The organism is Arthrobacter sp. G119Y2 (assembly GCF_038069765.1).
In the GTDB taxonomy this organism is placed as follows: domain Bacteria; phylum Actinomycetota; class Actinomycetes; order Actinomycetales; family Micrococcaceae; genus Arthrobacter_B.
In genome coordinates this window covers 190,783-210,557 of sequence record NZ_JBBPFS010000001.1, presented here as the reverse complement: position 1 = coordinate 210,557, position 19,775 = coordinate 190,783, and the positions used below count along the sequence as shown (strand labels likewise).

The 19,775-nt window shown below is 64.5% G+C and carries 16 protein-coding genes; 5 read left to right on the top strand and 11 right to left on the bottom strand.

Features of this window, described 5'->3' with window-relative positions:
* Positions 1 to 326 precede the first annotated feature (326 nt).
* Positions 327 to 869 (top strand): pentapeptide repeat-containing protein, encoded by a 543-nt coding sequence (locus WKB88_RS00960; RefSeq protein ID WP_341392678.1) that lies wholly within the window; start codon positions 327 to 329, stop codon positions 867 to 869.
* Here the strand turns inward: WKB88_RS00960 and WKB88_RS00955 are convergent.
* Positions 866 to 1,426: a dihydrofolate reductase family protein gene (locus WKB88_RS00955; protein WP_341392677.1), complete on the bottom strand. Its 561-nt coding sequence runs from the start codon at positions 1,424 to 1,426 to the stop codon at positions 866 to 868. The two genes, WKB88_RS00960 and WKB88_RS00955, sit on opposite strands and share 4 nt — an antisense overlap.
* A 95-nt stretch (positions 1,427 to 1,521) precedes the next feature.
* Here WKB88_RS00955 and WKB88_RS00950 point away from each other — a divergent pair, with 95 nt between their 5' ends.
* Positions 1,522 to 2,058: a putative immunity protein gene (locus WKB88_RS00950; protein WP_341392676.1), complete on the top strand. Its 537-nt coding sequence runs from the start codon at positions 1,522 to 1,524 to the stop codon at positions 2,056 to 2,058.
* Between the two features lie 111 nt (positions 2,059 to 2,169).
* Here WKB88_RS00950 and WKB88_RS00945 read toward each other — a convergent pair whose 3' ends face one another.
* The 4 genes from WKB88_RS00945 to WKB88_RS00930 form a co-directional block, all read right to left on the bottom strand.
* On the bottom strand, positions 2,170 to 2,586 hold the full coding sequence (locus WKB88_RS00945; RefSeq protein ID WP_341392675.1) for a VOC family protein: 417 nt from the start codon (positions 2,584 to 2,586) through the stop codon (positions 2,170 to 2,172).
* Between the two features lie 123 nt (positions 2,587 to 2,709).
* Positions 2,710 to 3,105, bottom strand: a complete 396-nt coding sequence (locus tag WKB88_RS00940; protein ID WP_341392674.1) for a hypothetical protein — start codon at positions 3,103 to 3,105, stop codon at positions 2,710 to 2,712.
* Between the two features lie 201 nt (positions 3,106 to 3,306).
* A complete protein-coding gene (locus WKB88_RS00935; RefSeq protein WP_341392673.1) occupies positions 3,307 to 4,347 on the bottom strand; it encodes a hemolysin family protein in 1,041 nt (346 codons plus the stop codon).
* Positions 4,344 to 5,693, bottom strand: a complete 1,350-nt coding sequence (locus WKB88_RS00930; protein WP_341392672.1) for a hemolysin family protein — start codon at positions 5,691 to 5,693, stop codon at positions 4,344 to 4,346. Before WKB88_RS00930 ends, WKB88_RS00935 begins: the two co-directional genes overlap by 4 nt.
* A gap of 292 nt (positions 5,694 to 5,985) precedes the next feature.
* On the opposite strand from WKB88_RS00930, the gene WKB88_RS00925 reads away from it, so the two are divergent.
* From WKB88_RS00925 to WKB88_RS00915, 3 genes are all read left to right on the top strand, one after another.
* The gene (locus WKB88_RS00925; RefSeq protein WP_341392671.1) at positions 5,986 to 7,233 is read left to right on the top strand and encodes a thiolase family protein; all 1,248 of its coding nucleotides are present in this window, start codon (positions 5,986 to 5,988) and stop codon (positions 7,231 to 7,233) included.
* Positions 7,233 to 9,374 (top strand): 3-hydroxyacyl-CoA dehydrogenase NAD-binding domain-containing protein, encoded by a 2,142-nt coding sequence (locus WKB88_RS00920; protein WP_341392669.1) that lies wholly within the window; start codon positions 7,233 to 7,235, stop codon positions 9,372 to 9,374. Before WKB88_RS00925 ends, WKB88_RS00920 begins: the two co-directional genes overlap by 1 nt.
* Positions 9,375 to 9,668: 294 nt before the next feature.
* Positions 9,669 to 10,859, top strand: coding sequence for a M14 family zinc carboxypeptidase (locus WKB88_RS00915; RefSeq protein WP_341392668.1), 1,191 nt, complete (start codon positions 9,669 to 9,671; stop codon positions 10,857 to 10,859).
* A 105-nt stretch (positions 10,860 to 10,964) separates the two neighbouring features.
* Here the strand turns inward: WKB88_RS00915 and WKB88_RS00910 are convergent, their stop codons facing one another.
* The 6 genes from WKB88_RS00910 to WKB88_RS00885 form a co-directional block, all read right to left on the bottom strand.
* Positions 10,965 to 11,660 carry a DNA alkylation repair protein gene (locus WKB88_RS00910; protein WP_341392667.1) on the bottom strand — a complete coding sequence of 232 codons (696 nt, stop codon included), beginning with the start codon at positions 11,658 to 11,660 and terminating at the stop codon, positions 10,965 to 10,967.
* A gap of 706 nt (positions 11,661 to 12,366) precedes the next feature.
* Positions 12,367 to 13,344, bottom strand: a complete 978-nt coding sequence (locus WKB88_RS00905) for an aldo/keto reductase (RefSeq protein ID WP_341392666.1) — start codon at positions 13,342 to 13,344, stop codon at positions 12,367 to 12,369.
* A 70-nt stretch (positions 13,345 to 13,414) separates the two neighbouring features.
* Positions 13,415 to 13,732 (bottom strand): primase-like DNA-binding domain-containing protein, encoded by a 318-nt coding sequence (locus WKB88_RS00900; protein WP_341392665.1) that lies wholly within the window; start codon positions 13,730 to 13,732, stop codon positions 13,415 to 13,417.
* Positions 13,733 to 13,812: 80 nt separating this feature from the next.
* Positions 13,813 to 14,661, bottom strand: coding sequence for an SDR family oxidoreductase (locus tag WKB88_RS00895; protein ID WP_341392664.1), 849 nt, complete (start codon positions 14,659 to 14,661; stop codon positions 13,813 to 13,815).
* Between the two features lie 53 nt (positions 14,662 to 14,714).
* On the bottom strand, positions 14,715 to 16,688 hold the full coding sequence (gene dxs, locus WKB88_RS00890; protein ID WP_341392663.1) for a 1-deoxy-D-xylulose-5-phosphate synthase: 1,974 nt from the start codon (positions 16,686 to 16,688) through the stop codon (positions 14,715 to 14,717).
* 183 nt (positions 16,689 to 16,871) lie between these two features.
* Complete coding sequence (locus WKB88_RS00885; RefSeq protein WP_341392662.1) at positions 16,872 to 19,697, bottom strand: aconitate hydratase; 2,826 nt, start codon at positions 19,695 to 19,697, stop codon at positions 16,872 to 16,874.
* Positions 19,698 to 19,775: the final 78 nt, after the last annotated feature.

The window sequence follows — 19,775 nt, the reverse complement described above, 5'->3', positions numbered from 1 at the left end:
ACATGCCCGCGACACCTGCCCCCGTACCCGAATCCCTCCCGCCTGCCCCGGAACGGGCGTCACTGCGTCCAAACTGTGCCAGCTGCTTTGCCCTCTGCTGCACGGCCTTTGGCTTCTCGCGGTCAGCGGATTTTGCTCTCGATAAACCCGCCGGCACTGCCTGCAGCAACCTTTCCGCTGATTTCTCCTGCTCGATCCATGAGAGCCTCCGGCCGCGGGGCTTCCGCGGCTGCACCGTTTTTGACTGTTTCGGCGCCGGCCAAACCGTTTCACAGGAATTGTTCGGTGGACAGAGCTGGCGCGAACATCCGGAGACTCAGACCCGGATGTTCTCCGCCTTTGGAATAGTCCGCCAGCTCCACGAGATGCTCTGGTATCTGGCGGAAGCACAGGTCCGTGCCTTCGATCCCGATCTTGCGGCGAGGGCTGCGCAGCTCCGGCGTCTGATTGCACAGGCGGTGCAGGGGGAACTGCCTGACCTGCTGTCGCTGGATATGCAGGACCTCCACTCCCAGGTGAGACTGACTCTGATGGACATCAGCGAAGACGTCCGGGCACCGTACTTCGCCGCCGGCAGGGACCACTTGGAACCCGAGCTCCGGCCGGGAGCGGATCTGATGGGGCAAAGTCTGAAGTTCCGGCAACTATGCGGGGCGGACCTCCGCGGCGCCTACCTGATAGCGGCCGATCTGCGCGGCAGCGACCTGTCCGGCACCGACCTCCTCGGAGCAGACCTGCGGGACGCGCGGCTCGACGGCGCTGACCTGTCCAGAGCTCTGTACCTGACGCAGCCGCAGATCAATGCGGCAAGCGGCAGCGTTACAACGCGTCTGCCGCCCGAGGTGTCGACGCCGGCGCACTGGAACTAACGGCCGACGTCGTACGTCATTTGGACCATTCCGTTGTCGAAGCGCCGTTCACGGGCGAGGCGGAGATCCAGCGACAGCCCGTCCGGAAAAACCCGGGTGCCGCCTCCGACAACAGCGGGGCACAGAAGGAGTTCGACGACGTCGACCACTCCCAGCCGCAGCGCGGCTGACGCCAGCGTGGGGCCTTCCACCGTAATGTCACCGGATGCCTCCGCCCTGGCGCGCTCCACCGCTTCCAGAGTGAATGCCGGTTCCAGCCGCGTGCGGGTTGTCCAGACGTGCTCGAGCGAGGACGAGAATACGATCTTTTCGGTGCGCTGCCAGAGCTGAGCAAACTCTTCCGATGCGGGAGACCCCTCCGCGGCGGAGGGGTCCGTTTCCCAAACGGCCATCGTTTCGTACATCCGCCGGCCCAGCAGATATGTGCTCACAGATTCCGCATCGGCCGTCAGTGCCGCGACGACTGCCTCGTCCGGGAACGCCCAGGAGAAATCCCCCTGCGCATCGGAGTTGTACCCGTCCAGGGACGAGGCCACCGAATAGATGATTCTTGCCATGTGCCCACTCAACCGATCCGCGGTGACAGACACAAGAGGAGGCGGGCGCAGGAATTGTCTGTGCGCACCGGAGATGCCTGTGCAAGGGTGGTGCCATGGTTTCCCCGCAGACGCTTCCCGAGTCCGACAGACGCTGCGCCGCGGAGTGGGCCGCCGACTGCGCAGAGCGTGTCCTGCCCCTGTTCGAGGCCGAAGCCCCGGAAGATGCGCGTGCCCGGGACGCCATTAGCCGAGCCCGCGCCTTTGGCCGGGGAGAACTCAGTGCCACCGACCAGATCCGACAACGCTTCCTTGCCTTCCGTGCAGCAGGCGCTGCCGCTTCACCCGGCGGAACAGCGGCAGCCAGGGCTGCGGCTCAGGCAGCAGCTGTGGCCCACATGGGAGCCCACGCCCTCGGGGCGGCCGCCTACTCTGCCAAGGCTGCCGGCCTCGCATCGCCAGATGATCCCGAAGCCTTCCGCGACGAGATCCGCTGGCAGCTCACTGCGATGTCAGCACATGTCCGCGCCGCATTGAAGCAGCTGCCGCCGGTCGGTACGGATCGCAACGGTCCGCTGGGCCCCGGGCTGCTCGCCTCCGGCGTTCTGGGGACAATCATCAGCGAGATCCAGGCGGACCTGTTCGGCCGGTGAGACCGGGCGGGCTGGACGGCCTGGGGCAAGTGGACCGTTCCGGAGGCCACTATGGAACCGCTAAACCCGGCGGCTCCGTGGGACGGCTCCGACAACACGCGGCGGGGGCGGTCAGGCGGCGGGGGAAAGGAACTCGAGACGGTTCCCGTTGTTGTCCGTCAGATAGAAGCGGCGCATTCCGGGGAAGGCCTCGTCCCACTCCGGTTTGAGGCCCTGCTCTTGAACGTGCCGGGCAAAGGCATCCAGATCGGTGACCAGGATTCCCGGATGGGACTTTTTCGCCGCCCGGAACTCGGCTTCGACTCCCAGATGAATTTCCAGGTTGTCGGCCCGCACCCAGATGCCGCCGCGTGCGGCCAGGACCGGCGGCTTCCGCACCTCGGTGAAGCCCAGGATGTCCACCCAGAAACGCCGGCAATCGTCTTCGGTGCCCGCCGGCATGGAGAGCTGGACGTGGTGAAGCCCCAGACCAAAGGGCGTAGGTGCCTCAGCGGTGTATTCTGCGGCTGGCTGCGTTTGGCTACTCATGGCGAACTCCCCCTGCCGCGGCGTGTGCGGCTCCCATTTTCGAACTGACCCATCACGTTTGCGTTGTGTGCCTTCAAGCTACACGGGCCAAGGTGCAGGAGCGGCCGACCCATGTAAAGCCGCTCAGAGCAGCATCAGGACGAAGCCGGCCAGCGTGCTCACGACGCCAACCGCCGTCAGCGTCCACCCCACAATAAGGACAGGGTTTTCATTCCGGGGTTCGCCGAGGCCCCATCTGCCCGGATGGCAGGCGTCATAGTGCAGGGCAATTTCCGTTCCCGGCTCGAGTCCGCGGGTTTGTTCGGCGGTGTGGAGGGACTGGCGGGGGCTGCCCTCGCCGTCTGCCCAGCGAAGGCCCTTGAATCCTCCGGCTTCGAAAACCTCAGCCGTGGTGCTGATCCATACGCATCTGCGCCTGCTGATCGTCCGCCCGATAAGGACCAGCGGAAGGCCGGCGGCAAGTCCCACCCAGCTCAACACTTCCAGGATGGACCCTATAACGTCTGCGGCTTCCGGCATGCTCAGATTTTATGCCCCTTGGAGGTCCGCGCCGTACTTGACGGGCACTTTCACCCCTGCAGCTGCTTTCGCAGCGTGCGGTGGCGGCCCGTCAATGCCGTTCAGCGTCAACACCTTAAAAAGCCGATGCCGCCGGCTGCCCCAAAGGGCGGCCGGCGGCATCGGGTCGGTTAGCTGCTGAGCGGGAGCGGAGAAGAACGCCTACACGGAGGTGGCGTCCTGGACCTCACCCACGAGTTCTTCGATGATGTCCTCGAGGAACAGCACTCCGGTGGTGTTGCCTTCGGCGTCGAACACCCGCGCCACGTGGGCGCCTGTGCGACGCATCGTGGCCAAGGCGTCCTCGAGCTCACTGCCGCGGAAGGCGGAGGCCAGACGGCGGATGCGCTTGGCCGGAACGACGGCGGTGAACTTCTCCGGCGCCGTCAGGTCCATGACGTCCTTTAGGTGCAGATATCCGCTGGGCACTCCGTCGGCATCAGTCAGGATGTAGCGGGAGTAACCGTGGCGTCCCACCGCTTCCTGAATGTCGGCAGGTGTGGCCGTCTCCGGCAGCAGCACCATGCCCGAGATTGGAACTTCGACATCAGCAACGGTCTTGTTTGTGAACTCGAAGGCCGCACTGAGGGTGCCGCTGGCGTCGGCCAGCATGCCTTCACGCGTGGATTGCTCCACGATGTTGGCCACCTCGTCCATGGTGTAGGCACTGGTTGCCTCGTCCTTGGGCTCCACCTTGCACAGGCGCAGGATTCCGTTGGCGATGCCGTTCAGGGACCAGATCACCGGTTTGAAGATCCGGGCGACCATGACCAGCGGAGGTGCCAGGATCAGCGCGGCACGGGTGGGGACGGAGAAGGAGATGTTCTTGGGCACCATTTCGCCGATAACCACGTGCAGGAACGTCACCAGCAGCAGCGCCACGACAAACGCGATAATGCTGATCATCTCCGCAGAGAGGGAGGTAAGCCCCAGCGGAATCTCCAGCAGGTGGTGGATCGCCGGCTCGGAGACGTTCAGGATCAGCAGTGAGCAGACGGTGATGCCGAGCTGTGCCGTTGCCAGCATGAGCGTGGCGTGTTCCATCGCCCACAGAGTGGTCTTGGCTGCCTTGGAACCGGCGTCAGCCTTGGGCTCTATCTGAGAGCGGCGGGCAGAAATAACGGCGAATTCCGCGCCCACAAAGAACGCATTCACTGCCAGCAGGACGAAAAGCCAGATTATTCCGGGAAGATATTCACTCATGCCAGGTCCTTAGTGAGCTCGTCAATAATCTGGTCGTGGGTACTCGGCAGCGAACCCTCAGTTGGGGTGTACCGCAAACGTTCCACATGTGTTCCGACGACGCGCTCTACGCGCAGGACGCCGTTATTGACGGGCACTTCATCGCCCAGTTCCGGAATGCGGTCCAGCCGGTCCGTGACGAAACCGGCAAGCGTGTCATACTCCTCGCCGTCGGGCACCACCACGCCGGTCCGCTCGCGCAGCTCGTCTGGGCGCAGCGACGCGTCGAAGGTCAGAGAGCGGCCGCTGCGGACGACGCCCACCCGGGCGCGGTCGTGTTCGTCTTCGAGTTCACCGACGATTTCCTCGACGAGGTCTTCCAGCGTCACGATGCCGGCGGTTCCGCCGTGTTCATCGGAGACGACGGCGACCTGCAGGCCCTGCTGGCGCAGGAGGCCCAGGAGGGAGTCGACGCCCATGGATTCGGGGACCCGGAGGGCCTCGACCATGAGCTCTGCCGCGGTAATGCTGGCGCGCTCGGGAAGGGAAACAGCGAACGCCTGCTTGACGTGCAGTACGCCGAGGATGTCGTCGGAGTCGCGGCCAATAACCGGGAAGCGGGAATAGCCGGTGGTGATGGCCAGTTCAACAACCTGCTCGGCGGTGTCGCCGGAAGCCACCGTACGCATCCGCACGCGGGGAGTCATGACGTCAGCCGCCGTGTGGTCAGAGAACCGCAGGGTGCGGCTGAGCAGCTGAGCGTGGTCGAGGTCCAGAACCCCTTCCAGGGCGGACCGGCGGACCAGGGAACTAAGTTCCTCAGCGCTGCGCGCTCCGGAGAGCTCTTCCTTCGGCTCGATGCCGAAGGAGCGGATGATCTTATTGGCGGTGTTGTTGAACAGCAGAATGACGGGCTTGAACACCGCGGTGAACAGTGTCTGGAAAGGGACCACTACCTTGGCAGTGGCCAGGGGAAGGGCCAGGGCGAAGTTCTTCGGAACGAGTTCGCCGATGATCATCGAGAACACCGTGGCCAGGAAGATACCGATAACGGCGCCTGCTCCCCCGACAAAAGCTTCGGGCAGCCCCAGGGCGAGCATCGGTTCGCGCAGCAGGGAACTGATGGCCGGTTCAAACGTGTAACCCGTCAGCAGCGTGGTGAGCGTGATGCCCAGCTGTGCACTCGAGAGGTGCGTTGACGTGATTTTCAGGGCTTTGATGGTCGGGCCCAGGCGCTTCTCGCCTTGGGCCTGACGGGCCTCAAGGTCATTGCGGTCAAGATTGACCAGCGCGAATTCCGAGGCAACGAACAACCCGGTGCCGACCGTAAGAACGAGGCCAACCGCGAGCATAATCAATTCATACATTCGGGCGCCCCTCTCTGGTTGTGGCCGGAGATCCGGTCAGAGCGTGGAGGGGCAAGGGTTTATGTGAAGGGGGGTCATCCATAGTTAGACGATAGTACGGGGAAAAACTAGGAAAACGCTGGGAACTCTTCCGTTCGCTCAGGGAGAAGAGGATCCTGCCCTCCGGAGCGTTTCTCCTGTCGCCGGTTCGGTTAGTGTCAACGAAAGGCCCGCTGCTTGCAGCCTATGTTACCCACGAGTAACATCGGTGTCCGGACAGTGTTCCGTTTCATATCTCAAAGAGGAGTTGCACGTGAGCCCACAAAGCCGAGCACGGCAGATCAGGGACGTTGTTTTCGTTGATGGAGTGCGTACTCCCTTCGGAAAGGCCGGCGAGAAGGGCATGTACGCCGGGATGCGCGCCGATGACCTGGTGGTGAAGTGCATCCGCGAACTTATGCGCCGCAATCCCTCCCTTCCCCCGGCCCGCATTGACGAAGTGGCCATCGCCGCCACCACCCAGACCGGCGACCAGGGCCTGACCATCGGCCGCACCGCCGCACTGCTGGCCGGCCTCCCGCGCACCGTGCCCGGTTTCGCCATTGACCGCATGTGTGCCGGTGCCATGACTGCCGTGACCACCACGGCATCGGGCATCGGTTTCGGCGCGTACGACGTCGTGATCGCCGGCGGCGTGGAGCACATGGGCAACCACCCGATGGGCCAGGACGCCGACCCGAATCCCCGCTTTGTCAGCGAACGCATTGTGGACCCGGCCGCCCTGAACATGGGCAACACTGCCGAGAACCTGCACGACCGCTTCCCGGACATCACCAAGGAGCGCACCGACGCCTACGCCGCGGCCAGCCAGGAACGGCTCGCCAAGGCCTATGCCAACAACCAGATCCAGCCGGACCTCGTCCCGGTGGCCTCCAAGAAGCCCGGCTCCGGTTGGACCCTGAACTCCGTGGATGAAGGCCCCCGCCCCGGCACCACCGTCGAAGACCTTGCCGGCCTTCGCACGCCGTTCCGCGCGCACGGCCGGGTCACTGCCGGAAACGCGTCAGGCCTGAACGACGGCGCCACCACCGCCCTGCTCGCCTCCGCCGACGCCGCCGAGGAACTCGGCCTGCCGGTGAAGATGCGCCTGGTCGGCTATGCCTTCGCCGGCGTCGAGCCCGAGGTCATGGGGTACGGACCGGTACCGGCCACGGAAAAGGTCCTGAAGCAGACCGGACTGTCCATTGAGGACATTGGGCTGTTTGAAATCAACGAAGCCTTCGCTGTGCAGGTCCTCTCCTTCCTCGACTTCTACGGGATCGCCGACGACGATCCCCGGGTCAACCGCTACGGCGGGGCGATCGCCGTCGGGCACCCCCTGGCTTCCTCGGGCGTGCGCCTGATGAACCAGCTGGCCCGCCAGTTCGAAGAAGACCCGACCGTGCGCTACGGCATGACCACCATGTGCATCGGACTGGGCATGGGCGCAACCATCATCTGGGAAAACCCGAACCACCCCGACTACAACACCGACACCGAGTCCACGGAGGCCACAAAGTAATGACCGCAAGCGATTACCAGCAGCTGGCCGGCCACTTCCCCACCGAGGTCATCACGCACTCCTACGTCTCGGACATCGCGCTGCCCGGCGGTGCCGGAACCTTTGCGCTGATCACCCTGGACAACGACGTCGACCACTCCCGTCCCACCACGCTGGGCCCGAACACCCTGCTGGAACTGGGCTCGGTACTGGATTCCCTGAAGGCACGCGCCGACGCCGGGGAGATCGTCGGCGTCGGCGTCACCGGCAAGCCGCACTACCTTGTTGCCGGTGCCGACCTGTCCGCCACGCAGAAGCTGGCCTCCTACGAGGACGGCCTCGCCATGGCGCGGCTGGGCCATGAGGTCTACGGCAAGCTGCACACCCTGGGCGTACCCAGCTTCGCCTTCATCAACGGCGTAGCTTTGGGCGGCGGGCTCGAAGTGGCCCTGCAGTCCGACTACCGCACGGTCTCCACCGGCGCCGGGGCCCTGGCCCTGCCGGAAGCCTTTATCGGCCTGGTTCCGGGCTGGGGCGGCGTGTACATCCTGCCGCGCCTGATCGGCCCCGAGAACGCGGTCAAGGTCATGATCGAGAACCCGCTGAGCAACAACCGCACGCTCTCCGGGCCGGCTGCCTTCAAGCTGGGCATTGCCGACGCCCTGTTTGAACCGGCCGATTTCGTGGAGCAGTCCCTGGCCTGGGCTGCCCGCGTCATCACCGGCGAGGAAACCGTCTCCCGGCCCAACGCCGCTGATCCGGCCGTCACCCCGGAAGCCTGGGACGCCGCCGTCGCAAAGGGCCGGTCCATTGTGGAGGCCCGCACCTCCAACGCCGCTCCGGCACCTGCCAAGGTGCTGGACCTGCTGGAGGCCGGCAAGAACTGGACTGCCGAGCAGTCCCGCGACGCCGAGTGCGAGGCGCTGGCCGACCTGATGCAGACCCCGCAGTTCCACTCCACCGTGTACGCGTTCCTGGACCTGGTCCAGAAGCGCGGCAAGCGTCCCGCCGGTGCGCCGGACAAGAAGCTGGCCCGCCCGGTGTCCAAGGTGGGCGTGGTCGGGGCCGGTCTGATGGCCAGCCAGCTCGCCCTGCTGTTCGCCCGCCAGCTCAAGGTCCCCGTGGTGATGACCGATATCGACCAGGCGCGGGTGGACAAGGGCGTGGGCTACGTGCACGCCGAGGTCGACAAGCTCATGGCCAAGCAGCGCATCTCCCCCGACGCCGCGAACCGCACCAAGGCACTGGTCACCGGTTCGGTGTCCAAGGAGGCGTTCTCCGATGCCGACTTCGTCATTGAAGCCGTCTTCGAGGAACTCTCGGTCAAGAAGCAGGTCTTTGCCGAGGTGGAGGCCGTGGTCTCCCCCGAGTGCATTCTCGCCACCAACACCTCGTCGCTGTCGGTGACCGAGATGGCGGCGGACCTGCAGCACCCCGAACGCGTGGTGGGCTTCCACTTCTTCAACCCCGTGGCCGTGATGCCGCTGCTGGAGATCGTGCGTGCACCCAAGACCGACGACGCCGTGCTGGCCACCGCATTCGTCCTCGCCAAGGCGCTGAAGAAGACGGCTGTGCTGGTCAAGGACGACGCCGCGTTTGTGGTCAACCGCATCCTGGGCCGCATGTTCGGTGAAATCACCGCCGTGTTTGATGAGGGAACCGACGCCGGGACCGCCGACAATGCGCTGCGCCCGATGGGCCTGCCGATGTCGCCGTTCACCCTGCTGGCCCTCGTGGGACTGCCGGTGGGCCAGCACGTGCAGGAATCCCTGCACGCTGCCTTCGGCGACCGGTTCTGGCTCTCGGGGAACTCGCAGAAGATCATCGACGCCGGCATCAAGTCGCTGTGGCAGCAGGACGAAAACGGGAAGCAGTACATCCCGGAGGAAACTCTGGCGCTGCTCGACTTCGGGAACACGCCGTCGACGTCCGAGGAAGTCCTGCGCCGCACACAGGACGCCCTGGCCGAGGAAATCGGCCTGATGCTGAACGAAGGCGTCGTTGCCGGACCCGAGGACATCGACCTGTGCATGATCCTCGGCGCCGGCTGGCCGATGCACCTGGGCGGCATCACCCCGTACCTGGACCGCGTCGGTGCCTCCGAGCGGGTCAACGGGAAGAAGTTCCACGCTGAGAAGGAAACGGCTTCGGCTGCTTCCTAGGCTGCTTGGAAGGAGGGCTTCCGCCGGTTTCGGTGGGAGCCCTCCTTTTGTCTGCACTGCGTAACAAATGAATTGCTGCAGATACTTCGCCCTGCGTTCCGGCTGTTTGTGAGACGAATAATTTAATAAGGCGTCCTATCCGCTGCATATGTCTGCGCCGGCGGCGGGATTCTGGTGCCCCTAATGATCCGGCGGCTAAGTTCACCCCTAACGGCAGTTCAGCATCATCCGAATTGCCGTTCCGCACAGCCACCCCCGCTGTGACGGAACCGCTCGAACATTGGAGCACGAACAATGAAATTCCGCCCCCGAAACGTATCCAGAGGCTCCACAGCCGCCAAGAGCCGCCCTCTGGCAGCAGCGGCGGTCCTCGCCGTCGTCATTCCCTTCGGCGCCGCCGCTCCGGGAATGGCTGATGCTAACTTCCCCTCGGTCGAGGGCAACACCAATATATCCAGCATTCTTACCTACAACGACGTGGTCAAAGAGCTGCAGAAGCTGGAATCGAACAGCCGGTACGGCGTGGATGCCTTCACCCTCGCAGAAGCCGGAACCCAGGTTAACAAATCCGAACAGGGTCGCGATTTGTGGGTCGCAACAGTAGGTACCGGAGCCGAACACGTCTGGATCCAAGGCCGCATCCACGGCAACGAACCCTACGGCACCGACGCCATTCTTGCCTTGCTGAAAGACCTGGGCACCAACGGCTCACCGGATTACAAACTGTTGCGGGACAAATTCACCTTTCATTTCATCCCCATGTACAACCCCGACGGCTCCGAGGCCAATATCCGCCAGACCGTGCTGTGGGACCAGGCCAACAACGTGCCTGAGCCGGGCGCCAGCGGAAACGAGCAGCGGGTCGACCTCAACCGGGATTGGACCCCCAACGGCTTCGTCGCCAATGAATCCCTCGCCTTCTACGAATACTGGACGGATGTGGATCCTGAATACGGTATTGATATCCACCACCAGGGCCTCAAAAAGCAGTGGGACACCGGCGAGGACGTCAGTCTCTCGCTGGGGATTTCCCTGGCACCGGGAGGCCCGACGCTTCCGGGCATCAAGGGCGGAGCCTATGACGTGCTGACCCGGCAGATGCTCGTACACGTATATGACGAACTGTCCGGATACGGCTACATCAATATGGACCGGTACCAGGTGGGTAACGGTCTGGAAATCGACATCAAGGGCGGCGTGGTTTCCGCCATGATGATGGGGCTGGACTATCAGGGCATGAACCCTGAAGGGCATTCGAACCCCGTGATCTTCTTTGAAACCTCCGGCAACACCTCGGAAGGCAGCCTCGGTCAGAAGGCCCGGGGCAAAAACATCAAGCAGAACGTCCTCGCCATGAAGGAGTTGCTGCTGGGCCTGGCCACGGGCGAGGTGCAGCAGGAAGACCCGGAGCGCTGGGAAGAGATCCCGCACCAGCCGGTCACCGGCTACAGCACGGACTATGCCGGGACCATCCCGGTCCAATAGTCCAATTGGCACAGTGCCCCCGCCAGATTCGTGCGGGGGCACTGCTCACTGATCACCCAGCCCCTGCTGGCCGCACCGGAAAGATCCAGAGGAGTCCCCTCGGCATTATGGACTGGCAGCTTCCTGCTGCCGCCGGACAATCTCCGTAATCCAGACGGGGGCATACGGCGAGGTGCAGCCCGGCGGTGTTGGATAGTCCTTGAGGACTTCGAGCCGTTCGCCAATGCTGACGGCCCGGGACCGAAGCTGCGGATGTCCTATCCCGATTTGAGCCAAGCAGGTGTTCATAGCCCACTGCAGCCGCTCCGGGGCGTCCTTCATCTTCGCCTCGATGGTGTCGAGCAATCCCGGAAGGTCCAGCCCTTCCGGTTCCTTCACCACCCGCTCGCTGGTCAGTGCCCAACCGGCGCTGGCGAGCACGGGGTCAGGATCCGTGAACCAGGCCTGCCGCAGCTCCTCCGCGTGCGGGCTCTTTTTGACGACGTAGTTCACCAGCCAGTCATGCACCTTGGGGACGCGCGCCTCACGCAGCATGCCGTCCAGCTCTTCCCGGTCAAAGGCCCGTGGACGGCAGATCAGAAGCGACAGCAACCGTGCCGCGGTGTCCCCGGTCGCCCAGAGCTCGCGCGCAAGTTCCGGTTGTGTCTTCAGCCGCTTGGCAACAGCGCGCAGTTTCCCGAGATTCACGCCGTGATCGTCGCCGTGCTTCTCGTTCACGGCACGCGCCTTGGGATCCGCCAAGGCGGCTAACTCGGCCATTACCTCGGTCAGCGTGGCGGTTGTCGTCGCTGTCTGGGCCATGTCACGCTCCTGTCCGCGGGATCAATCAGCACGATCAGCCTACTCGCAGACTGCTCCGGCGCCGAGGGCTGCCGGGTTTGTTCACACTAGCTCCCTCGCATGAGACCGGGCCGGGCCAGTGGCCTGGCCACCTCCAACAGCCGCTCCGCAGCACGGGTTCCCAGTGGCTGTTGCCAATGGGACAGCTGGGACCCCGGAAGGGCTGGTTCGTCACGAAGAGTGGGAATGCGTGTTGGCATCCGGCGCCGGTGGGTCATGGCAGCCTCACTGGTCATGCCTGTGCTCGCCGCGGTGCCCGCACTGATAGCCATGCTTGCTCGCCCCCCGCAGCTGGGAACGGATCGAGCCGGCAGCAATACTCCTGTTGGCGTCCGCCGGTGTGGCCTGGAGGTGCCGGCTGTTTGGCGTGGACGCGCTGGAGAGTGCCGGTACTTCTCCGAGCGATAGCCTGGCTGGGCCGCCGGCGGGTTGGGCCGGGACTGGGTGCACGAATTGAGTTCCGATACGGATTGGCCGGCAGAACACGTGGCGGGCTCACACCGACGGAGGGGCAGGGTTCGGCGTTCTCACAACCCCGGGACGCCCCAACCGACGGAGGGTCCGGGTTAGGCGGCTTTAATAATCCTTAGCGAGCACTGCGAGCCGCGGATTTTCGTTGCCGCCGTTCCGGACCCTCCCCCGGCTTAGGTGCCGGTGGAACGAGAACCTAGAACAGAGCAACCTTCGGCGTCCGCGGGAAAATCCGGTCCAGCTCTTCGAGATCCTTCTCCGACGGCACCCAGGACGCAGCCTCCGAGTTTTGCTGCACCTGTTCCACGGTGGTGGCACCGGCAATGACGGATGAGACCGCAGGCTGGGCGGCGAGCCAGGAGAACGCCACCTGCACTTCGGTCAGTCCGCGGTCCTTGGCGAAGGTTCCAAACTCGGCAAGCTGACCGAAGTCGGCTTTATCCAGCAGGTTCTGCCGGGAATGCGTCAGGCGGCTGCCTGCGGGGGCGGAACCGGAGCTGTACTTGCCGGTGAGCAGACCGTTGGCCAGCGGGAAGTACGGCAGGATGCCCAGACCGTACGCCTCAGCCGCCGGAACAACCTCGAGCTCGGCCCGGCGGTCCAGCAGGTTGTAGTGGTTCTGCGCTGAAATGAACGGCGTGTAGCCGCCCATACGTGCAGTGAATTCAGCTTCGGCGATCTGCCAGCCGGACCGGTTGGAGTGTCCGATGTAGCGCACCTTGCCGCTGGTCACCAGATCGTCCAGGGCCGCCAGCGTCTCCTCGATCGGTGTCAGCGGATCCGGTGTGTGGAACTGGTAGAGGTCAATCCAGTCGGTGCCCAGCCGGCGCAGGGAGGCCTCGGCGGCTTTGACGATGTACCGCCGGGAACCGCGGGCATCAAAATCCCGCCCGTTGACTCCCTTCATGTCCATGCCGAACTTGGTGGCCAGCACGACGTCGTCGCGCCGGCTGCCGAGGGCCTTGCCCAGCCGTTCCTCGCTCAGGCCCGGAACCGCACCGTAGGCGTCGGCCACGTCAAAGAGCGTAATGCCGGCGTCAATGGCGGCATTGACGACGGCGTCGGTACCCGCCTGCTCTTCGGTGCGGGTGCCGGGACGGCCGAGGTTGTTGCAGCCCAAACCCACGGTGGAAACGGTCAGGCCGGATGTGCCGAGTCTGTTGTGTGAAGTCATGGTCCCTACGCTACCGAATCAGCGCCGGCGATGTGGCCGCTGCCACTCCTGCGGCGGTCATCAGCACCGCTTAGACCGTAAAGGGGAACGGGTTGGTATTGGGCCCCGGGGCCTTGTCCGTCTCGAGGATGTACTGGATGGGAATCGGCCCCGTCGGCTGCACTCCCTCGTACACGCGTTCCGAGTTCCGCCGCGCTTCCGGCACACCAGCCTCCCGGACAGCGCCGTAAAAGTGCTGCACCGAGGCGGGAACAAGGCCGCCGTTTTCGCACCAGACGATGTACATGCCGTACAGGTCGGAGGCCGGGACGGCTTCGGTCTCTTCGAGACCGCCCAGGGTGCATTCGTCGAGGAACAGGCTGACGTGATCAAGATGGCGCTCAGACATGTCTTGAGCCTAGGCAATATTCACCGTGCCGGGAACACGAGGACCGGAAACTGCCTCGATTTGTAACGCGGGCTTGGGGCTTAACGGTGCTTCAGGTAATCTTCGAGCCCGGTCGCGGGAACATCGGTGAGCCGTTCCACGTCGTCGCTCACCTCGGCCATCAGGCCCTGCGCAATGGCGGTGTAGGTGCTCACCCAGGCCTCAACTTGCCAGTGCGGCGCCCCGCTCAGCCTCCGCGACTCGACAGCTTCCTCGTACGTCTCGTTGTAATAGCTCACCGGGGATCCGGCCACTCGGGCGAGGATGTCGGCAATCTCCCCGAGGGTCAGTGCCTGCGGCCCGGTGAGCGTGTAGATCCGGCCCTGATGCTCCTGCGGAGCGCCCAGGATGCGCGCCGCGGCAAGTGCGACATCGGCCCTGGCCACGGCTGCCAGCCGGCCGGATCCGGCCGGACCCCGGATGACGCCGTCGCGCCCGGCGAAGGAGGGCAGCACGTCCTGGTACAGGCAGTTCCGCAGGAACGTGTAGTCCAGCCCGGTGGACTTGATGTATTCCTCGGTATCCCAGTGGTCCCGGGCCAGCGTGAACACGGCATCCGGTGCCGCCCCCATGAAGGAGGTGTAGACAATGTGCCGCACCCCTGCCTTCACGGCGGCATCCACGAACGTCCGGTGATCCTGTTGCCGGTAGGGGCTCTCATGGGCGGAGACCATGAACAGTGTCCTGACGCCCGCCAGCGCCCGGGCTGCGTGCTCGCGGTCCGAATAGGTGGCCGCATACACGGGGGTTCCGGGCAGTTCCGGAAGCCTTGCCGTATGTCTGGCCAGCAGCCGCTGCGCGATGCCGGCATCGGCCAGCAGGCGCGCTACCGCTCCGCCCAGGGCGCCGGTGGCACCGGTGACGGCCACCGGCGCTTGCTCTTCTGCCATGGTGCTTCCTCCCCTGCGTTCCCGCCGCCGGTCCCCCGCCCCGGCGCCGGAGGCTACTGGATCTTCGGGATCTGGCCGGTGGGCATGTCCTGTCCGGGCAGCGGCCGGGCAAACGGAACCTTGGTGCCCAGGACCTGCGCGACGACGTCGTTCGCCACTTGGCGTGCCGTCAGGCCCACCCGTTCCAGGACTTCGGCTCGGGTGCCGTGGTCCAGGAATTCCACCGGCAGACCCACTTCGTTCAGTGCCGTATCCACGCCCGCTGCGCGCATTTCCTGCCGGATCCGGGAACCTACACCGCCGGCACGCACACCGTCCTCAATGACGATCACGATGCGGTGCTCAGCGGCCATGCGGATGATCGACTTCGGAACGGGCAGGACCCAGCGCGGATCCACGACGGTGGAACTGATGCCTTGGGCGCCAAGCCGGTTGGCCACCTGCAGCGCCATTTCAGCCATGGCACCTACGCTGACGATCAGCACGTCATTCGACTTTTCGTCCGAGGGCCGGCGGGCCAGGATGTCCACGCCGTCCGACGTCCGTTCAATGGCTTCCACATCGGGGCCCACGGTTCCCTTGGAGAAGCGGACCACGCTGGGTGCATCGCTGATGGCCACCGCCTCGCGCAGTTCTTCCTTGAGCCGGGTGGCATCGCGCGGTGCGGAGAGATGAAGTCCCGGAACGATCTGCAGCATGGACATGTCCCACATGCCGTGGTGGCTCGCACCGTCGGGACCGGTCACTCCTGCGCGGTCCAGCACAATTGTCACGCCCGCCTTGTGCAGCGCCACGTCCATCAGCAGCTGGTCGAAGGCACGGTTCAGGAAGGTCGCGTAGAGCGCGACGACGGGATGCAGCCCGCCGAACGCCATGCCCGCCGCAGAGGTCAGGGCATGCTGCTCGGCGATGCCGACGTCGAACACCCGTTCCGGGTGCTTTTCCGCGAACCGGTGCAGGCCCACGGGGATCAGCATAGCTCCGGTGATTCCGACAATGTCTTCGCGCTCGTCGGCGATGTCGGCAATCTCCGTGGCGAAGACCGAGGTCCAGGACTGCTTGCTGCCCGGCTCCACAGCCTTGCCGGTCTCCGGATCAATGATGCCGACGGCGTGGAACTGGTCGGCCACGTTGGCGCGGGCCGGTGCGTAGCCGCGGCCCTTCTCTGTCATGGCGTGGACCAGCACCGGTCCGTTGTAGTTGCGGGCCTTGGTCAGTGCACGCTCCACGGCGGCCATGTCGTGGCCGTCAATGGGGCCGATGTACTTCATGCCGAGGTCTTCGAACAGCCCCTGCGGCGCCCACCAGTCCTTAATGCCGCGCTTGGCGGCGTGGAGGCTGTGGTAGGTGAACCGGCCTACGGGCCCGCCGTTCTGCAGGCGCTGCTTCCACCATCCGAGCGTGTTTTCATACACCCGGTGGGTCCGCACGGTGTCGAGGGTGGGACGCATGGACGCAAGGTAGTCGGCAACCCCGCCGATGGTTGGTGCATAGGAGCGGCCGTTGTCGTTGACCACAATGACGACGCGGCGGCGCTGGTCGGCGGCAATGTTGTTCAGGGCCTCCCAGGCCATGCCTCCGGTCAGGGCGCCGTCCCCCACCATGACCACCGTGTAGCGGTCCCCTTCGCCGGTAAGCTGCCGGGCGCGGGAAATCCCGTCGGCCCAGGACAGAGAGGACGAAGCGTGCGAGGACTCCACGATGTCATGCACCGATTCGGCCCGCGACGGGTATCCGGACATTCCGCCCTGCTGCCGGAGGGTGGAGAAGTCCTGGCGGCCGGTCAGGATTTTGTGTACGTAGGACTGGTGTCCGGTATCAAAGACAATGCTGTCCCGGGGCGAGTCGAAGACCCGATGGATTCCCACGGTCAGCTCCACGACGCCGAGATTGGGGCCGAGATGGCCGCCGGTCTGGGCGACATTGCTGATGAGGAATGACCGGATCTCTGCGGCCAAGCGCTCCAACTGCTCCGTGGAGAGTCTGCTCAGGTCCCGCGGATCACGGATGGTTTCCAGAAGTCCCAACGGGCGCCTCCCTGCTTCAGGCAACGGCACTGCACACCGTCACAACGGTTTAACTCTAACGCTTGACGGAGTGCGCCCGGTTCCAAACATGCGAAGAGCCCCGCCCGCCGAGGAGAAAATTCGGCGGGCGGGGCCCAATGTTCCGCAGGCCGCTCGGCGGCCCTTGGAAGGTGGTGCTGCTGCTTACTTGGCCGTGATCTGGCGCAGCACGTACTGCAGGATGCCGCCGTTGCGGTAGTAGTCAGCTTCACCCGGGGTGTCGATGCGCAGGACAGCCTCGAATGTGATGGCCTCGCCGTTCTCCGGCGTTGCCGTGACCGTGACGGTCTTGGGCGTGGTGCCGTTGTTCAGTTCGGTCACACCGGAAACCGCGAAGGTCTCCGTGCCGGTCAGGCCCAGGGATTCGGCGTTGACGCCGGCCGGGTACTGCAGGGGAAGAACGCCCATGCCGATGAGGTTGGAGCGGTGGATACGCTCGTAGCTCTCGGCGATGACGGCCTTGACGCCCAGCAGTGCGGTGCCTTTGGCAGCCCAGTCACGCGAGGAACCGGAACCGTACTCCTTGCCGGCCAGGACAACCAGCGGAATGCCGGCGGCCTGGTAGTTGACCGAAGCATCGTAAACAGCGGCCTGCGGTGCATCAGCCTGGCTGAAGTCGCGGGTGAAGCCGCCTTCGACGCCGTCTAGCAGCTGGTTCTTGATGCGGATGTTCGCGAACGTGCCGCGGATCATCACTTCGTGGTTGCCTCGGCGCGAGCCGTAGGAGTTGAAGTCCTTGCGCTCGACGCCGTGCTCCAGCAGGTAGCGGCCTGCGGGGGTGTCGGACTTGAAGGAGCCGGCCGGGGAGATGTGGTCGGTGGTGACCGAGTCGCCCAGCTTCAGCAGGACGCGGGCGCCCTCAATGTCGGAGACGGGCTCCGGCTGTGCCTTCATGCCCTCGAAGTACGGGGGCTTCCGGACGTACGTGGACTCCATATCCCATTCGAAGGTTGCACCCTCGGGGGTGGGCAGGGACTTCCAGCGGTCATCGCCTTCGAAGATGGTGTCGTAGCTGTTGCTGAACATCTCCTTGTTGATGGAGGCGTCGATGATTTCCTGGACCTCGACCGGGTTCGGCCAGATGTCCTTCAGGAAAATGTCGTTGCCGGCTTCGTCCTGGCCCAGCGGGTCATTCTCGAAGTCGAAGTCCATGGTGCCGGCCAGTGCGTAGGCCACTACCAGCGGCGGGGAAGCCAGGTAGTTCATCTTCACGTCCGGGTTGATCCGGCCTTCGAAGTTGCGGTTTCCGGAGAGCACTGCGGTGACGGCGAGGTCGGCTTCCTGGATGGCCGTGGAAATTTCCTCTTCCAGGGGGCCGGAGTTGCCGATGCAGGTGGCGCAGCCGTAACCGACGACGAAGAAGCCAAGCTTTTCCAGGTACGGAATGAGACCGGACTTCTCGTAGTAATCCGTAACAACCTTCGAGCCCGGAGCCACCGAGGTCTTGACCCACGGCTTGGACGCGAGGCCCTTTTCGACGGCGTTGCGTGCCAGCACTGCTGCTGCCATCATCACCGACGGGTTGGAGGTGTTGGTGCAGGAGGTGATCGAGGCGATCGACACGGCGCCGTGGTCCAGCTCGAAGCTGCGGCCGTCTGCCATGGTGACCGGAACCGCGTTTGTGGCGCGGTCGGCGGGAGCGTCGGCTTCCTTGACGAGGTCGTGCTCCTTGTCCTCGATCTTGGTGCTGCCCTCGGTGAAGGAGGGAGCATCCGACGCCGGGAAGGTTTCTTCCAGGGCCTCGTCCACGGTGCCCTTTTCGGCTTCAACCGATGCGTGCACGTAGTTCTTGAGGTCCTTGCGGAACTGCTCCTTGGCGTTGGTCAGCTCCACCCGGTCCTGCGGACGCTTCGGTCCGGCGATGGAGGAAACCACGGTGGACAGATCCAGTTCGAGGTACTCGGAGTACTTGATCTCGATGGAGGGATCGTGCCAGAGGCCCTGTTCCTTGGCGTAGGCCTCAACGAGGGCCACGTTCTCTTCGGACCGGCCGGTGAGGCGCAGGTAGTCCAGCGTTACGCTGTCGATCGGGAACATGGCAGCGGTGGAACCGAATTCCGGGCTCATGTTGCCGATGGTGGCGCGGTTGGCCAGCGGTACGGCTCCGACGCCTTCGCCGTAGAACTCCACGAACTTGCCGACAACGCCGTGCTTGCGCAGCATTTCGGTGATGGTGAGCACCACGTCGGTGGCGGTGGCGCCGGCCGGGATCTCGCCGGTGAGCTTGAAGCCGACAACGCGCGGGATCAGCATGGAGACGGGCTGGCCAAGCATGGCAGCTTCGGCTTCGATGCCGCCAACGCCCCAGCCGAGCACGCCCAGGCCGTTGACCATGGTGGTGTGCGAGTCGGTGCCGACGCAGGTGTCGGGGTAGGCACGCAGGACGCCGTCAACTTCACGGGTCATGACGGTGCGCGCCAAGTACTCAATGTTGACCTGGTGGACAATACCCATGCCCGGGGGAACAACCTTGAAGTCGTCAAACGCCGTCTGGCCCCAGCGAAGGAACTGGTACCGCTCGCCGTTGCGCTGGTATTCGATTTCCATATTGCGCTCGAGGGCACCGGCATTGCCGAAGGCATCGATCTGCACAGAGTGGTCAATGACCATTTCAGCCGGAGCAAGGGGGTTGACCCGCTTGGGGTCTCCGCCCAATTCGGCCACTGCTTCACGCATGGTTGCCAGGTCGACGATGCAGGGAACACCGGTGAAGTCCTGCATGATGACCCGAGCGGGGGTGAACTGGATTTCAGTGCTGGGCTCTGCGTTGGCATCCCACTGCGCCAGGGCGCGAACGTGGTCTGCCGTGATGTTGGCACCGTCTTCGGTGCGCAGCAGGTTCTCCAGCAGGACCTTGAGGCTGAACGGAAGGCTCTTGGCGCCTTCGACGGAATTCAACCGGAAAATTTCATATTCGTTTCCACCGACGTTTAGTACGCCTTTGGAACCGAAGCTGTCCACATTAGTCATAATAGGACTCCTCTCGCCACCGTTTTATCTTTGTCCAGCGGTCCGCGGCGTGCCAGTTAGGACTCCCTAACCGGCTGC

Coding starts and splice junctions, on each gene's coding strand:
- WKB88_RS00920 (WP_341392669.1), top strand. CDS start 7,233: ATGACCGCAAGCGATTACCAGCAGCTGGCCGGCCACTTCCCCACCGAG.
- WKB88_RS00935 (WP_341392673.1), bottom strand. CDS start 4,347: ATGAGTGAATATCTTCCCGGAATAATCTGGCTTTTCGTCCTGCTGGCA.
- WKB88_RS00895 (WP_341392664.1), bottom strand. CDS start 14,661: ATGGCAGAAGAGCAAGCGCCGGTGGCCGTCACCGGTGCCACCGGCGCC.
- WKB88_RS00960 (WP_341392678.1), top strand. CDS start 327: ATGTTCTCCGCCTTTGGAATAGTCCGCCAGCTCCACGAGATGCTCTGG.
- WKB88_RS00910 (WP_341392667.1), bottom strand. CDS start 11,660: ATGGCCCAGACAGCGACGACAACCGCCACGCTGACCGAGGTAATGGCC.
- WKB88_RS00955 (WP_341392677.1), bottom strand. CDS start 1,426: ATGGCAAGAATCATCTATTCGGTGGCCTCGTCCCTGGACGGGTACAAC.
- WKB88_RS00930 (WP_341392672.1), bottom strand. CDS start 5,693: ATGTATGAATTGATTATGCTCGCGGTTGGCCTCGTTCTTACGGTCGGC.
- WKB88_RS00900 (WP_341392665.1), bottom strand. CDS start 13,732: ATGTCTGAGCGCCATCTTGATCACGTCAGCCTGTTCCTCGACGAATGC.
- WKB88_RS00915 (WP_341392668.1), top strand. CDS start 9,669: ATGAAATTCCGCCCCCGAAACGTATCCAGAGGCTCCACAGCCGCCAAG.
- WKB88_RS00945 (WP_341392675.1), bottom strand. CDS start 2,586: ATGAGTAGCCAAACGCAGCCAGCCGCAGAATACACCGCTGAGGCACCT.
- WKB88_RS00940 (WP_341392674.1), bottom strand. CDS start 3,105: ATGCCGGAAGCCGCAGACGTTATAGGGTCCATCCTGGAAGTGTTGAGC.
- WKB88_RS00950 (WP_341392676.1), top strand. CDS start 1,522: ATGGTTTCCCCGCAGACGCTTCCCGAGTCCGACAGACGCTGCGCCGCG.
- WKB88_RS00885 (WP_341392662.1), bottom strand. CDS start 19,697: ATGACTAATGTGGACAGCTTCGGTTCCAAAGGCGTACTAAACGTCGGT.
- WKB88_RS00905 (WP_341392666.1), bottom strand. CDS start 13,344: ATGACTTCACACAACAGACTCGGCACATCCGGCCTGACCGTTTCCACC.